Consider the following 15,437-nt stretch of genomic DNA (forward strand, 5'->3'; position numbering starts at 1 on the left):
GTTGCCTAACTCTTTGCCCTTAAGCGTTTCCTGTAGGCTCCATTAGGGGTATTATTTTGCGCAATGCGTTCAAAAACTGAATTTTTGCCTGGGCACCTTTGCGCTTTGGCTGTGATCTCTTCCAAGGATTTCCATGTCTAACACTAACTTCTCTCAAACCGCAGCCTTCATCTGGGCGGTTGCCGATCTGCTTCGCGGTGATTTTAAGCAATCCCAGTATGGACGCGTGATCCTCCCCTTTACGCTGTTGCGCCGTCTTGAATGCGTGTTGGCGGATACCAAAGATGCCGTGGTGGCAAAAGCTGAAGAACTGAAAAGCAGTTCGTATTCTGAAGAAGCCAAAGAGAAGTTCCTGCTGCGTGCGAGCGGTCTGACGTTCTTCAACGCCTCCGCGATGGACCTTGGCAAGATGGGGCAGAACGACATTAAAGCCAACCTTGAGAGCTACGTGCAGTCTTTCTCAAAGGATGCGCGTGAAATCTTTGAACACTTCAAATTCAGCGAGTTTGTTGGCCTGCTGGAAGATGCCAACCTGCTCTATAAAGTAGTGCAGAAGTTCGCCACTACCGATTTGAGTCCTAAAGCCATTTCCAATCATGACATGGGCCTGGTATTCGAAGAGCTAATTCGTCGTTTTGCGGAAAGCTCCAACGAGACGGCGGGGGAGCACTTCACCCCACGCGATATTGTACGCTTAACCACCTCGCTGGTGTTTATGGAAGATGATGACGCGCTGACAAGAGATGGCATTATCCGCACCATTTACGACCCGACGGCCGGGACAGGCGGTTTCCTCTCTTCCGGTATGGAATATGTGCATGAGCTAAACCCCAAAGCGGTGATGCGTGCCTTCGGTCAGGAGCTGAACCCGGAGTCCTACGCTATCTGTAAAGCCGACATGCTGATTAAAGGCCAGGACGTCAGCCGCATTAAGCTGGGGAACACCCTTTCTAATGACCAGTTGCCGCAGGATCAATTCGACTACATGCTCTCTAACCCGCCGTTTGGCGTGGACTGGAAAAAGATTGAGGGTGAGATCAACGACGAGCATTCGCAGAAAGGGTTTAACGGTCGTTTTGGCCCGGGCCTGCCGCGCGTCTCCGACGGCTCGTTGCTGTTCCTGATGCATCTCATCAGTAAAATGCGCGACAGACACAATGTGGATGGCAGCGTGAATAGCGGTGGGCGTATCGGGATTATCCTCAACGGCTCGCCGTTATTTACTGGTGGAGCCGGCAGCGGTGAGAGTGAAATTCGTCGCTACATCCTTGAAGCCGATCTGCTGGAAGGCATCGTCGCGCTACCGACCGATATGTTCTACAACACAGGCATTGCAACCTACATCTGGATCCTGTCGAACAAGAAAGCACCCGCGCGTAAAGGTAAAGTCCAGCTGATTGATGGCACCAACCTGTGCGGCAAGATGCGTAAATCGCTGGGCTCTAAACGCAACCTGATGGGTGAGGATGATATCAAGCTCATTACCCAGACCTTCGGTGATTTTGAGGTGGTAGATGCTACTTCTCTGGAAGAGCTTGGTCTGGAAAAAGCCGCCGAGCAAAAATCTAACCGTGGCCGGCAGTCCGCCACTGCCAAAACCGAAGCGCCGAAAACCTTCGCCAGCAAAATCTTTAACAGCACTGACTTTGGCTATCGCCGCCTGACCGTTGAGCGCCCGCTGCGTTTATCTGCCCAGGTGACGGATGAAGCGATTGCGACTCTGCGCTTTGCGCCGAAGCCGTTTAACGCACCTATGGAACGTCTGTATGACGAGTTCGCTGCCCAGTGGCAGGAGGACACCTATGGTGATTTCTCCAAGCTGGAGGCAGAAGCGCGCGCCATCATCAAAGCTGAATTTGCTGAGCTGAAAGAGAAGCAGATTAAAGACCTGCTCGACAGCAAACTGTGGCTGGCGCAGCGCGAGTTAATAACGAAAGCGCAGCAGATTCAGACCGCGTTGGGTACACAGGCGGGTGGCAGAACGCTGGTGAGCAACGACTTCAATCAGTTCCAACTGACCCTGAAAGGGGCCATTAAAACCGCTGGCGTGAAGCTGGATGCGAAAGAGAACAAACAGTTTATCGATGCCATCACCACGAAAAACCCGGATGCCGAGCCGGTGGTGAAGAAGGTGCTCAAAGAAGCCGCTCAGCCGTTATACGGTGCGTTTGAATACAAAGGCAAGGTTGTTGAGTTCGAACAAGATGGAGACCTGCGTGATAACGAGAACGTGCCACTGAACCCGGCATTGTCTACCAGCGATCTGATTGAAAACTACTTCAAAGCGGAAGTGCTGCCGCATGTGGCTGACGCGTGGATTAACGCTGATAAGCGCGACGCGAAAGATAATGAAGTGGGGATTGTCGGTTACGAGATTCCGTTTAACCGCCACTTCTATGTCTATCAGCCACCGCGTTCGCTGGAAGAGATTGATGCCGACCTGGATGCGGTCAGCGCCGAGATTATGAAGCTGCTGCAGGAGGTACATTCCTGATGGCTAAGTATAAGGCGTATCCGGAGTATAAGGATTCTGGGGTTGAGTGGCTGGGAGAAATTCCAGATCATTGGCCTACGTTAGCAATAAAACATGTAGCTCAACTAAATCCTTCTAAATCATGCATTAGCATAGAACAAATGAAAGGGATGTGTAGCTTTATTCCGATGGAAAAGCTCAAGTTCAATTCGTTAATTTTAGATGAAGTAAAAGATGTTTCCGATATGTATAATGGATATACATATTTTGAAAATGAAGACATCCTAATTGCAAAGGTTACACCATGCTTCGAAAATAAAAACATGGTTGTTGCGCATGATTTGCATAATGGCATAGGCTTTGGTTCTTCTGAAATCTATGTTTTACGTTGCAATGATATCATAAACAATGATTTCTTATTTTATCGTCTCCAGGAAGATAACTTCATGTCCATAGCTGAAGGCGCTATGACCGGTGCTGGTGGATTGAAGAGGGTGCCTTCAGACATCCTAAATAATTTTAAATTTGGGCTCCCACGTGTAAAAGAGCAATCAATAATAGTAAATTTTCTCAAGCACGAAACCGCAAAAATCGATAGTCTGATCGAGAAGCAACAGCAACTGATTGAACTACTGAAAGAAAAACGTCAGGCAGTGATTAGCCATGCCGTTACCAAAGGGCTAAACCCTAATGTGCCGATGAAAGATTCTGGTGTAGAGTGGTTGGGGAAAGTACCGGAGAATTGGGATGTTATAAAGCTGAAATATTTAATTAATGTCTTCGAGCAAGGTTGGAGCCCGCAATGTGAGGCTCGATTATCTGAAGGTAATGAGTATGGTGTTCTCAAAGTAGGTTGCGTGAATACGGGAGATTTCAATCCTCTGGAACATAAGGCGTTGCCCTCAAACCTTGAACCACAAAAGCAATACTTGGTTAAGAAAGATGATTTGCTAATATCCAGAGCTAATACGAAGGAGTTAGTAGGCAGCAGTGCAGTTGTAGAAAAGGACTATGACAACCTTATTCTTTGCGATAAATTATACAGATTAAAATTTGAAGACCCTGTCAATCCATACTTTATATCTGAATTTATCAGAACACCTATGGTTCGAAAGCAAGTAGAACTATCTGCAAGTGGTGCGAGTCACTCTATGCAGAATATTGGGCAAGATACAATAAAAGAACTTTTTGTTGCATTACCTCCTGAAGATGAAACTCAGCAGCTGATTGCATTTATTAAAAATGAAACAAGTGTATTTGATTCATTGATGAATTTATCTAATAGGCAAGTTGCTCTTCTCCAGGAACGCCGTACCGCCCTTATCTCCGCCGCCGTCACCGGAAAAATCGACGTCCGCGATTGGATTGCGCCTGACACGCAGGACGTTGAGGAGTCACAGGAGGCCACCGCATGAGCATGGACAGCACTAAGGAGCTGATTTTTCAGGATGAGATGATCGCTCAGATGGTTGATAAAGGTTGGGTTTTTGGCAAAACTACCGGCTACGATCGCGAACGTGCGCTGTACTCGGAGGACGCGCTGACCTTTGTGCAAACCACGCAGCCGCAGGAGTGGGAGAAGTTTGCTAAAATTTATCCTACCGATACCGAGCGTCATTTCCTTAATGCGCTGGTGGCCCAGCTGAAAAAAGCGGATATCAACGCTACCGATATGCTGTCACGCACCTACGGCACGCTCGGCGTGCTGCGTCACGGTATTAAAAGCCATAATGCGCGTTTTAACCTGTGCCAGTTTAAGCCGGAACATAACCTCAATCCGGAAACTTTGACACGCTACAAACAGAATATCTGCCGCATCGTGCCGGAGCTGGTTTATAGTCCACACGCGTCAAAAGCCGCTTTTGAAGAAACGGGCGTCAAGGCGAAGAAATGGCGCATCGACCTGGTGCTGTTCGTCAACGGCCTGCCGATAGCGACTCTGGAGCTGAAGTCTGAATTTAAGCAGACGGTACAAAACGCCATATCTCAGTATAAGAAAACGCGTTTGCCAAAAGATCCCGGGACCAATAAACCCGAGCCGCTGCTGACCTTTAAACGCGGTGCGCTTGTGCACTTTGCCGTCAGCCAGTACGAAGTGTTTATGGCGACCAAACTCGACGGGGATAAAACTTTCTTCCTGCCGTTTAACAAAGGTATGCATGACGGTGGGGCAGGGAATGATATTCCGGAAGATGAAAACGACTATGCCACTAGTTACCTGTGGAATGAGGTACTGCTGCCGGACAACCTGCTAAAAATTCTTGCCAGCTTTGTGCATTTGAAAATCGAAGAGAAAGAAAACGCCCTTGGCCTGAAGTACAAAAGCGAGAGCCTGATCTTCCCACGCTATCACCAGTGGGATGTGGTGAACAAACTGGTCACGGCGGCGATTGAAGAGGGCACCGGTAATAAATATTTAATCCAGCACAGTGCAGGATCGGGCAAATCCAACTCCATCGCCTGGACGGCCCATCAGCTCTCCCGCCTGCACGATGAGAAGGGCGAGAAGCAGTTCCACTCGGTGATTGTGGTAACTGACCGCACCGTGCTCGACGATCAGCTCCAGGATACCATCTATCAGTTTGAACATCAGGATGGTGTCGTCGGTCGCATCAATAACAAAGAAGGTGAAGGTTCTAAATCGGAAAAGCTAGCCAGCGCGCTGGAAAACTCGCAGCCGATCATTATCGTCACTATTCAGACCTTCCCGTTTGTCCTGAAGGCGATTGAAAACAGCGTCAGCCTGAAGCAGCGTAAATACGCAGTGATTGCCGACGAAGCGCACTCCTCGCAGAGCGGCTCTACGGCACGACAGCTGAAAGAGGTGCTGATGACCGAAGAGGCAGATGATGATGCAGTAGTGTCTTCAGAAGATATTCTGGATGCTACCGTAGCGGCACGTAAAGGCAGCAACAATCTCAACTACTACGCCTTTACCGCCACGCCGAAAGCCAAAACTCTGGAGCTGTTTGGCCGTCGGCCTAATCCGCTGGAACCGGCCTCAAAAACCAATAAGCCAGAAGCGTTCCACGTTTACTCCATGCGTCAGGCCATCGAAGAGGGCTTTATTCTCGATGTCCTGAAGAACTACACCAACTACAAGGTGGCTTATAAGCTGCTGCAAAAGTTGGAGGATCCCGATCGGGAAGTAGACAGCAAAAAAGCCAAAATTAAACTGAATCAGTGGGTCACACTGCACGATCATAACGTGTCGCAGAAAGTGAAGGTGATTGTCGAGCACTTCCGTAAGCATGTAATGCACCTGCTGGGCGGGCAAGCTAAAGCAATGGTCGTCACCAGCTCACGTAAAGCTGCTGTGCGCTATAAGCTGGCTTTTGATAAATACATCAGTGAGAAAAAGTACGACAAGATCAGCGCCATGGTGGCGTTCTCCGGGGAAGTGGAGTTCCATGAAGACGATCACAACAGTCTTGCACTGCTCAACCAGAAGTTTACCGAGATCAATATGAACCCAGGCCTGAAAGGCCGGGATATGCGTAAAGCGTTCGACACCGATGACTATCAGGTAATGCTGGTGGCCAACAAATTCCAGACCGGTTTTGATCAGCCCAAGCTGTGCGCCATGTATGTCGATAAAGCGCTAGGGGGTGTGGAGTGCGTGCAGACGTTATCGCGCCTGAATCGCACCTATCCTGGGAAGGTGCAGTCAGGCACATTTGTGCTCGATTTCTACAACGAGCCAGACGATATTTTGGGTGCTTTTCAGCCGTATTATCAGACAGCGGAACTCACAGATGTCAGCGATCCACAGCTCGTCTTTGAACTGTTTGAAAAGCTGCGTACCAGCGGCATTTTCCTGTGGAGTGAAGTGGAGCAGTTCTGCGAGGCATTCTTCACCAAGACCAAGTCTAACGCGGCCATCAGCAATATATGCAAGCCTGCGGTTGAGCGCTGGAAGCAGCGTTACACTTCGGCAATTGATGCGTATGTGCTGGCCAAAGAGATGTTTGAGCGCACCAAGAAGACCGGTGATGTGGTGCTGATCACCAATGCGGAAAATACCTTCAAGGACTGCGAAAAAGAAAAAAGTAAGCTGGATATCTTCAAGAAAGATCTCGGCAGCTTTGTCCGTTTTTACGAATTTATGTCGCAGATCGTCGATTACGATGACAAAAACCTGGAAAAGCTGAGCCTGTTTGCCCGTCATCTGCGCCCGCTGCTGCATGAGCAGCGTATTGAAGAAGATGAGGTTGATTTAAGCAACGTGGAGATGAGCCATTACCGTTTGTCGAAGCTCCATGAGCAGCACCTTAAGCTGCAGGAAGATGCTGCGGAATACAAAATCAAACCGGGTAATGATGTTGGAACGGCGAAGCCCAAAGACAAGAAAGAAGAGTTTCTGTCGAATATTCTGGCTCGTTTAAACGACCTGTTTGTTACCGATAATCTTACTGACAAAGACATGATCAATTATGCTTTCGCAGTGCGCGATAAGCTTTCAGAAAACCAGGCAGTAATGACCCAAATCGCGAACAATACGCGTGAACAGGCGATGCTAGGCGATTTCCCGAAAGCCATTGATGATGCCGTCATGGACAGTAATGACGCTCATAAAGCGATGATGGATCAGTACCTGTCTAACCCTGTGCTGGCACAAGGTTTTGCACGAGTAGTGTTTGATATGTTGAAAGGGGCCTAATTTTTTATAGGCTTGATAATAAGACTAAAGAAAAAGGGCTTAGATAATATCTTATCTAAGCCCTTGATTTTTGGTGGCCCCTGTTGGGTTTGAACCAACGACCAAGCGATTATGAGTCGCCTGCTCTAACCACTGAGCTAAGGGGCCGTGGCGAGGGATTATAATGTAACTGGTGGCTGCAATCCAGTCATTCGGGTGTGCATGGTGCTTTTGTAAACAACCTATAATCAACCCGTTATAACTACATTTTGGACAATTCACCTGGAGCAATGATGATAAACGATATTCTCGCGCCGGGCCTGCGGGTGGTGTTTTGCGGCATCAATCCAGGCAAATCGTCGGCACATACGGGTTTCCACTTCGCGCATCCCGGTAACCGCTTCTGGAAGGTGATCTACCAGGCGGGCTTTACGGAGCAGCAGCTGAAACCGGAAGAGGAGCAGCGGCTGCTGGATACCCGCTGCGGCATCACCATGCTGGTGGAGCGCCCAACGGTGCAGGCCAGTGAGGTCGAGTTGCACGAGCTGCGTACCGGCGGACGGGACCTGATCAAGAAGATTGAGGACTACCAGCCGGACGCGCTGGCGATCCTCGGCAAGCAAGCTTTTGAGCAGGCATTCAGCCAGCGCGGCGTGGCGTGGGGGAAACAGAACATTACCATCGGTGCCACCGAGGTATGGGTCCTGCCGAACCCCAGCGGCTTAAACCGTGCAACGCTGGATAAGCTGGTGGAGTCATACAAGGAGTTGGATCAGGCGTTAGTGGCAAGGGGACTGTAGGCCGGGTCAGCGCAGCGCCACCCGGCGTAAATTGTAGCCAATAAAAAAGCCCTCCGGAGAGGGCTTTTCTTTTAACGGTAACGATTAATCGTCGAGGAAGCTACGCAGCACTTCAGAGCGGCTCGGGTGGCGCAGCTTACGCAGCGCTTTCGCTTCGATCTGACGGATACGTTCACGGGTAACGTCGAACTGCTTACCCACCTCTTCCAGAGTGTGGTCGGTGTTCATATCGATACCGAAACGCATACGCAGCACTTTCGCTTCACGGGCGGTCAGGCCAGCCAGAACGTCGTGCGTGGCAGCACGCAGGCTCTCGGTGGTGGCAGAGTCCAGCGGCAGCTCGAGGGTAGTATCCTCGATGAAGTCACCCAGATGTGAATCTTCGTCGTCACCAATCGGCGTCTCCATGGAGATCGGCTCTTTGGCGATTTTCAGCACCTTACGGATCTTATCTTCCGGCATCAGCATGCGCTCGGCCAGCTCTTCCGGCGTCGGCTCACGGCCCATCTCCTGCAGCATCTGACGGGAGATACGGTTGAGCTTGTTGATGGTCTCAATCATATGCACCGGGATACGGATGGTACGCGCCTGGTCCGCGATAGAGCGGGTAATCGCCTGACGGATCCACCAGGTGGCATAGGTCGAGAACTTATAGCCACGACGGTATTCGAACTTATCAACCGCTTTCATCAGGCCGATGTTACCTTCCTGAATCAGGTCGAGGAACTGCAGGCCACGGTTGGTGTACTTCTTAGCGATAGAGATAACCAGACGCAGGTTCGCCTCTACCATCTCTTTCTTCGCACGACGCGCTTTCGCTTCGCCGATAGACATACGACGGTTAATGTCCTTAACCTGTTCGATGGTCAGGCCGGTCTCTTCTTCAATCTGTTGCAGCTTCTGCAGGCCACGATGCACGTCTTCAGCTACGTCCTGCAGCTTCTCGGACCACGGCTTGTTCATCGCCAGCGCAGCATTGAACCAGGTCTCGCTGGTTTCGTTGCCGGTGAAGAGGGTGATGAAGTTCTTCTTCGGCATTTTGCACTGCTCAACGCACATCTTCATGATGATGCGCTCCTGAGTACGCACGCGGTCCATCATGACGCGCATGCTGTTTACCAGGTAGTCGAACTGTTTCGGCACCAGACGGAACTGCTTGAACACTTCGGAGAGCTTAAGGATCTCTTCCTGAGAGGCTGCGTGGCTGCGGCCTTTCGCTTTGATGGTGTCGCGGGTGACTTCGTACTGCGCACGCAGCTCGCCGAATTTTTCGCGAGCCAGCTCGGGATCGATGCTGTTATCGTCGTCGCTGTTGTCGTCGCTCTCTTCGTCTTCATCTTCGTCTTCGTCGTCATCCAGCTCTTCCTGAGAGAGCTCGGAGCCAACGTGCGTCGCGGTCGGGGCCAGATCTTCTTCGGCGTTCGGATCGACAAAGCCGGTGATCAGGTCAGAGAGACGCGCTTCTTCCGCTTCAACGCGATCGTACTGCTCCAGCAGATAGGTGATTGCTTCCGGATATTCGGCAACGGAGCACTGAACCTGGTTAATACCATCCTCAATGCGTTTTGCGATGTCGATTTCGCCTTCACGGGTCAGCAGCTCAACCGTACCCATTTCGCGCATGTACATACGGACCGGGTCAGTGGTGCGCCCGATTTCAGATTCAACACTCGACAGAACCTGAGCCGCTGCTTCTTCCGCATCTTCATCCGTGTTATTTGAGTTTTCAGCGAGCAGCAGATCGTCGGCATCAGGTGCTTCTTCCATCACCTGAATGCCCATGTCGTTGATCATTTGGATGATGTCTTCGATCTGGTCGGAGTCGACGATATCTTCCGGCAGATGGTCATTGACCTCGGCATAGGTCAAATAGCCTTGCTCCTTACCACGTTGGACAAGAAGTTTCAGCTGTGACTGCGGGTTTTGCTCCATAAGACGGTATCCACACTTAATTCGTTTGATTGGTGTCGGCGGTGGTGCTGCCAACCTTTAAAGCGAGGGCGTGCTTATATTTTTGCCGCTGCCCTCAAGGCGGCTGTCGGGATCTACCCGAGCGATATTCGGCACTTAAGCCGTTAAATTCATTTTCGGGCCCGTGCTTCGTTGATCACACGCACCTCTTCGCGCTCGGCGGCGGTTAACCCATGGGTCCGCGCCCGCGCGATCAATTCTGAGAGCCGTAGCTCAAGCACCGAGTCGAACATATGGTTCAACGCATCGGTGAAGGTCTTTTCTGCGATATCCTTATCTGCTATATCGTCCCACATGGACAGTTTTTCAAGGGTGGCGGCCTCATTTGTGCCGCGATACTGCTCTAAAAGCTGTCCGGTGGTCAGACCTGGCTGTGACAGACAAGTGTTAACCAATTGGACGAATAAGCCAAGTCCGGGTAGCTTCGCCGGATCCAGACCGTCCAGCGGTGGCACCAGCGGGGCCAGCTCCGGATTTTGCACCAGCAATCCTATCAGTATACGCATGGTAGTCCGTTTTAGCTGCGGTGCCGGGCGTGGCTGACCGCTTTCGGACTGCTTCGGCATTAAACGTTCAAGCTGGTTATCGTCAAGGATGCCTAATTTGTTACCCAATTCTTGTCGCAGGTAGATACGCAGCGTCTCGCCGGGCACCTGGCTTATCAGCGGTAGCGCCAGGGTGCTCAGCTGCGCGCGGCCATCCGGGGTGCTCAGGTCTACCTGCGGCATCAGGCTGTTAAACAGAAACGTGGAGAGCGGCTGAGCCTGCTCCATCCGCGCCTCAAACGCCGCTTTGCCCTCTTTACGCACCAGCGTATCCGGATCTTCGCCGTCGGGCAGAAACATAAAGCGTAGCTGACGTCCGTCAGTCATGTACGGTAGTGCCGTCTCCAGCGCGCGCCATGCGGCTTCACGACCTGCACGGTCGCCGTCGTAGCAGCAGATCACGCTGTTGGTGACGCGGAACAGCAGCTGGATATGCTCGGCGGTGGTGGAGGTGCCCAGCGAGGCGACGGCATAGTTAATGTCGTACTGCGCCAGCGCGACCACGTCCATATAGCCTTCAACCACCAGCAGACGCGGCGGTTCGGCGTTATCCTGCTGCGCTTCATAAAGGCCATACAGCTGGCGGCCCTTATGGAAAATATCGGTTTCCGGGGAGTTAAGGTATTTCGGCATGCCATCGCCCATGACACGACCACCAAAACCAATCACCCGGCCACGTTTGTCGCGGATAGGGAACATCACGCGTTCGCGGAATCGATCGTAGGTACGCCCGCGATCGTTAGTGACTAACATGCCCGCGTCGGTCAGCGACTGGCGATTTTCACCGTTGCCGCCAAAGCGCTTTAAAACGTTGTCCCAGCCGGGAGGAGCATAGCCAATGGCGAAGCGTGAAATCACCTCGCTACTTAAGCCGCGCTGGGCCAGATACTGGCGCGCAGGTTCAGCCGCTGGCTGGTTCAGAGATTGCTGATAAAAGGCGTTTAGCCCGTCCATCAACTGGTAGAGCGTCTGCCGCTGGTGGCGCTCAATCTGGCTTGGACCGTTGCCCGCTTCATACGGCACGTCGAGGTTGTGCATCGCCGCCAGCTCTTCAACGGTCTCGACGAACTCGAGCTTGTCGTAGTTCATCAGAAAGTCGATGGCGTTGCCGTGGGCGCCGCAGCCGAAGCAGTGGTAAAACTGTTTCTCACCGTTCACGGTGAAAGAGGGGGTTTTTTCGTTATGGAACGGACAGCACGCGTGAAAATTCTTGCCCTGCTTTTTCAGCTTCACCCGCGCGTCGATGAGATCGACGATGTCGGTGCGTGCCAGCAGGTCATTAATAAAGACTCGTGGGATTCGTCCAGCCATAGGCCCCGTCTACCTTTAGCGTGATGCGTTAAGGTATGTCAGATTATAAACGAAAATAAGCCGCGCATTCCTTTCGGAAGCACGGCCTTACAACTACAACTCTGTCTGTAAACTGAGGGTCAACACCCTCAGCTAATTAGTACAGACGAGTACGGCGTGCGTTTTCGCGAGCCAGTTTCTTCGCGTGACGTTTCACAGCGGAAGCTTTGGCGCGTTTACGTTCGGTAGTCGGTTTTTCATAGAACTCACGACGACGAACTTCCGCCAGAACACCTGCTTTCTCACAGGAACGCTTGAAGCGACGCAGAGCTACGTCGAACGGCTCGTTTTCACGTACTTTAATTACCGGCATGTGCCTCTCACCTTTGATTAATTCGGTTTGCCGCTGGCATCAACGCCAGCTTATTTCAAAATGGTGCGGAATTTTACTGCAAATGCTGCTGCTTTGTAAAGCACCGCAGCCCTTTTTACAAGGGCGCTCTCATAAGGAGGGGGAGTATACACGACCTCTGCACCTGGGTTGAACAATAGTTTTACAACCACCGCCCATGACCCTACACTGCGCGGTATTGCAAAGAGGTAAAGAATAGCCATGCGTGTACTGGGAATTGAAACATCCTGCGATGAAACCGGCATCGCCATCTACGACGATGAAAACGGGCTTTTAGCCAACCAACTGTATAGTCAGGTGAAACTGCACGCTGACTACGGCGGCGTGGTGCCGGAGCTGGCCTCCCGCGATCACGTACGTAAAACCGTGCCGCTGATCCAGGCCGCGCTGAAAGAGGCGAATCTGGCCGCCAGCGATATCGACGCGGTAGCCTACACCGCAGGCCCTGGGCTGGTCGGGGCGCTGCTGGTGGGGGCAACGGTAGGACGCTCGCTGGCGTTCGCCTGGAACGTGCCGGCCATCGCGGTTCACCATATGGAAGGGCATCTGCTGGCTCCCATGCTGGAAGAGAATCCGCCCGAGTTTCCGTTTGTAGCGCTGCTGGTCTCCGGCGGCCATACGCAGCTGATTAGCGTGACCGGTATCGGCCAGTATGAACTGCTGGGCGAATCGATTGACGATGCCGCCGGTGAAGCGTTCGATAAAACGGCGAAGCTGCTGGGACTGGACTATCCCGGCGGGCCGATGCTGTCGAAAATGGCTGCTGACGGCACGGAAGGGCGCTTTGTCTTCCCGCGTCCGATGACCGATCGTCCGGGGCTGGACTTTAGCTTCTCTGGCCTCAAGACCTTTGCCGCCAACACCATTCGTAACAACGGTAATGACGACCAGACCCGAGCAGATATCGCCCGCGCCTTTGAGGATGCGGTGGTGGATACCCTGATGATCAAGTGCAAGCGCGCGCTGGATCAGACCGGCTTTAAGCGGCTGGTGATGGCGGGTGGCGTGAGCGCCAACCGCACGCTGCGAGCGAAGCTGGCAGAGATGATGCAGAAGCGTCGGGGTGAAGTCTTCTATGCGCGACCGGAGTTTTGTACCGATAATGGGGCGATGATCGCCTATGCGGGCATGGTGCGTCTGAAAGCCGGTAGCCTGGCCGATCTTAGCGTGAGCGTGCGTCCGCGCTGGCCACTGGCAGAGCTGCCTGCGGCATAATGTCAGTCCGTAATGCCCGGCGGCGCGCAGCTTGCCGGGCCTACTCTTCTTCCTTCACTTCCTCATCTTTTTCGCGCTTTTTCTTCAGCTTGGTCCAGATTTTTGTCTCCTGATGCCGCCACAGGCGCTGGATGTTGTCGTGATGACGGAGCAGCACCAGGCAAGAGAGCATCGAAACCGGGAAGGTAAACTGCGGCTTGAACCACCAGACGTAGAACGGGGCGATCAGCGCGCTGATAATCGCGCCCAGCGACGAGTAGCCGCTCAGGAGAATGGTCAGCAGCCAGGTGCCGGCCATGACGCCGGTAAGATCCCAGCCAATTGGCGCAATCGCGCCAAAAGCGGTAGCAACGCCTTTCCCGCCTTTAAAACCAAAGAAAACCGGCCAGATGTGGCCCAGGCAGGCGGCGATAGCAATTAGCCCCAGCCAGAAGGGAGTGACGCCCAGCGCGTAAGCGCCCCACACCGGCAGCATGCCTTTCAGCACGTCAAAAATCAGTACCGCTACGGCTGCGCCCTTGCCGCCAATTCGCAGGACGTTGGTCGCTCCGGGGTTGCCGGAGCCACTCTCGCGAGGGTCAGGCAGACCCGCGATGCGGCAGACCAGAATGGCGCTGGAGATTGAGCCGCAAAGGTACGCGAGGAGGATCATTCCAGGCGCGATTGCACTCATAACGCTGTTCCGTTTTGAAAATGTCGTTTTATTCTCAGCATCCGTGGATAATACGCATAATTTTTTGAAAGTGGTATCCAGGTTAGCCAAAAAGCGGACGGTGCGTGATGGACATTGTATTTATAGAGCAACTTTCGGTAATCACCACGATCGGTGTTTACGACTGGGAACAGACTATCGAGCAGAAACTGGTGTTCGATATCGAAATGGCGTGGGATAACCGGGCAGCAGCGAAAAGCGATGACGTCAACGACTGCCTGAGCTATGCCGATATTGCCGACGCGGTGGTGAGCCACGTTGAGGGACAGCGCTTTGCGCTGGTGGAGCGGGTGGCGGAAGAGGTGGCGGATCTGCTCCTGAGCCGGTTCAACTCGCCCTGGCTGCGTATCAAAGTGAGCAAGCCGGGGGCGGTGGCTCGGGCGGCTAACGTCGGGGTTATTATTGAGCGTGGCAATAGTCTGAAAGAAAACATTTAAATTTATAATTATTAAACCAAACGGCACTATATGGGTCTTACGAGCGTGCCTTTTCGCGGCTTGTGGATGCAGAAGCCGTTTTTTTATGTCTTTTAGGGGTTTAAGTGATGAGCGATATGCACTCCCTGCTGGTGGCGGCCATTCTGGGCGTCGTCGAAGGGTTAACGGAGTTTTTGCCGGTCTCCAGTACCGGTCACATGATCATCGTCGGTCACCTGCTGGGGTTCGAGGGTGAGACCGCCAAAACCTTTGAGGTGGTGATCCAGCTGGGATCGATCCTCGCGGTGGTGGTGATGTTCTGGCGTCGCCTGTTTGGCCTGATCGGCATCCACTTTGGTCATCCGCCGCACGAGGGTGAGGGCAAAGGGCGCTTAACGCTGATCCACATCCTGCTGGGGATGATCCCGGCGGTGGTGCTGGGGCTGGTGTTCCATGACACGATCAAGAGCCTGTTCAACCCTATCAACGTGATGTATGCCCTGGTGGTCGGCGGCTTCCTGCTGATTGCCGCCGAGTGCCTGAAGCCGAAAACCCCGCGTGCGCCGGGGCTGGATGATATGACCTACCGTCAGGCCTTTATGATCGGCTGCTTCCAGTGCCTGGCCCTGTGGCCGGGCTTCTCTCGCTCCGGGGCGACTATCTCCGGCGGGATGCTGATGGGCGTAAGCCGCTATGCTGCCTCGGAGTTCTCGTTCCTGCTGGCGGTGCCAATGATGATGGGCGCCACCGCGCTGGACCTCTACAAGAGCTACCACTTCCTGACGGTTGCTGATATCCCGATGTTTGCCGTGGGCTTTATCACCGCCTTCATCGTGGCGCTGGTGGCGATCAAAACCTTCCTGCAGCTCATTAAGCGGATCTCGTTTATTCCGTTTGCTATCTACCGCTTTATTGTGGCGGCGGCGGTCTACGTCGTCTTCTTTTAAGCGTTAAGGCGGCTGCC

The 15,437-nt window shown here is 52.8% G+C and carries 11 protein-coding genes and 1 tRNA gene; 7 read left to right on the top strand and 5 right to left on the bottom strand.

Annotated features, from left to right (window positions below; translation table 11 throughout):
• Nucleotides 1–133: 133 nt before the first annotated feature.
• From RTM13_RS10980 to RTM13_RS10990, 3 genes are read left to right on the top strand one after another with little or no spacing between them, the layout of a single operon-like run.
• The gene (locus RTM13_RS10980) at nt 134–2,494 is read left to right on the top strand and encodes a class I SAM-dependent DNA methyltransferase (RefSeq protein WP_312212059.1); all 2,361 of its coding nucleotides are present in this window, start codon (nt 134–136) and stop codon (nt 2,492–2,494) included.
• A complete protein-coding gene (locus RTM13_RS10985) occupies nt 2,494–3,888 on the top strand; it encodes a restriction endonuclease subunit S (protein WP_312212060.1) in 1,395 nt (464 codons plus the stop codon). The genes RTM13_RS10980 and RTM13_RS10985 overlap by 1 nt, the downstream gene beginning before the upstream one ends.
• Complete coding sequence (locus RTM13_RS10990; RefSeq protein ID WP_312212061.1) at nt 3,885–7,133, top strand: DEAD/DEAH box helicase family protein; 3,249 nt, start codon at nt 3,885–3,887, stop codon at nt 7,131–7,133. Before RTM13_RS10985 ends, RTM13_RS10990 begins: the two co-directional genes overlap by 4 nt.
• Nucleotides 7,134–7,204: 71 nt before the next feature.
• Here RTM13_RS10990 and RTM13_RS10995 read toward each other — a convergent pair.
• A tRNA-Ile gene (locus tag RTM13_RS10995) sits at nt 7,205–7,280 on the bottom strand.
• Between the two features lie 125 nt (nt 7,281–7,405).
• Between RTM13_RS10995 and mug the strand changes: the two genes are divergently transcribed.
• Entirely contained in the window at nt 7,406–7,912 is a 507-nt protein-coding gene (gene mug / locus RTM13_RS11000) for a G/U mismatch-specific DNA glycosylase (protein ID WP_312212217.1), read from the top strand.
• Nucleotides 7,913–7,996: 84 nt separating this feature from the next.
• Here the strand turns inward: mug and rpoD are convergent, their stop codons facing one another.
• The 3 genes from rpoD to rpsU form a co-directional block, all read right to left on the bottom strand.
• Nucleotides 7,997–9,844, bottom strand: a complete 1,848-nt coding sequence (gene rpoD / locus RTM13_RS11005; RefSeq protein ID WP_312212062.1) for an RNA polymerase sigma factor RpoD — start codon at nt 9,842–9,844, stop codon at nt 7,997–7,999.
• 149 nt (nt 9,845–9,993) lie between these two features.
• The gene (dnaG, locus tag RTM13_RS11010; protein ID WP_312212063.1) at nt 9,994–11,739 is read right to left on the bottom strand and encodes a DNA primase; all 1,746 of its coding nucleotides are present in this window, start codon (nt 11,737–11,739) and stop codon (nt 9,994–9,996) included.
• A gap of 136 nt (nt 11,740–11,875) precedes the next feature.
• Nucleotides 11,876–12,091: a 30S ribosomal protein S21 gene (gene rpsU / locus RTM13_RS11015; RefSeq protein WP_001144069.1), complete on the bottom strand. Its 216-nt coding sequence runs from the start codon at nt 12,089–12,091 to the stop codon at nt 11,876–11,878.
• Nucleotides 12,092–12,331: 240 nt separating this feature from the next.
• Here rpsU and tsaD point away from each other — a divergent pair, with 240 nt between their 5' ends.
• Nucleotides 12,332–13,345: a tRNA (adenosine(37)-N6)-threonylcarbamoyltransferase complex transferase subunit TsaD gene (gene tsaD / locus RTM13_RS11020; protein ID WP_312212064.1), complete on the top strand. Its 1,014-nt coding sequence runs from the start codon at nt 12,332–12,334 to the stop codon at nt 13,343–13,345.
• Nucleotides 13,346–13,385: 40 nt separating this feature from the next.
• Here the strand turns inward: tsaD and plsY are convergent, their stop codons facing one another.
• The gene (gene plsY, locus RTM13_RS11025; RefSeq protein WP_312212065.1) at nt 13,386–14,018 is read right to left on the bottom strand and encodes a glycerol-3-phosphate 1-O-acyltransferase PlsY; all 633 of its coding nucleotides are present in this window, start codon (nt 14,016–14,018) and stop codon (nt 13,386–13,388) included.
• Nucleotides 14,019–14,125: 107 nt separating this feature from the next.
• On the opposite strand from plsY, the gene folB reads away from it, so the two are divergent.
• Together folB and bacA are read left to right on the top strand one after the other, a co-directional pair.
• Nucleotides 14,126–14,494 carry a bifunctional dihydroneopterin aldolase/7,8-dihydroneopterin epimerase gene (folB, locus tag RTM13_RS11030; protein ID WP_312212066.1) on the top strand — a complete coding sequence of 123 codons (369 nt, stop codon included), beginning with the start codon at nt 14,126–14,128 and terminating at the stop codon, nt 14,492–14,494.
• A gap of 107 nt (nt 14,495–14,601) precedes the next feature.
• Nucleotides 14,602–15,420 (top strand): undecaprenyl-diphosphate phosphatase, encoded by an 819-nt coding sequence (gene bacA, locus RTM13_RS11035; protein WP_312212067.1) that lies wholly within the window; start codon nt 14,602–14,604, stop codon nt 15,418–15,420.
• Nucleotides 15,421–15,437 lie beyond the last annotated feature (17 nt).

This window comes from Pseudescherichia sp., assembly GCF_031979925.1.
Classification (GTDB): Bacteria; Pseudomonadota; Gammaproteobacteria; order Enterobacterales; family Enterobacteriaceae; genus Pseudescherichia.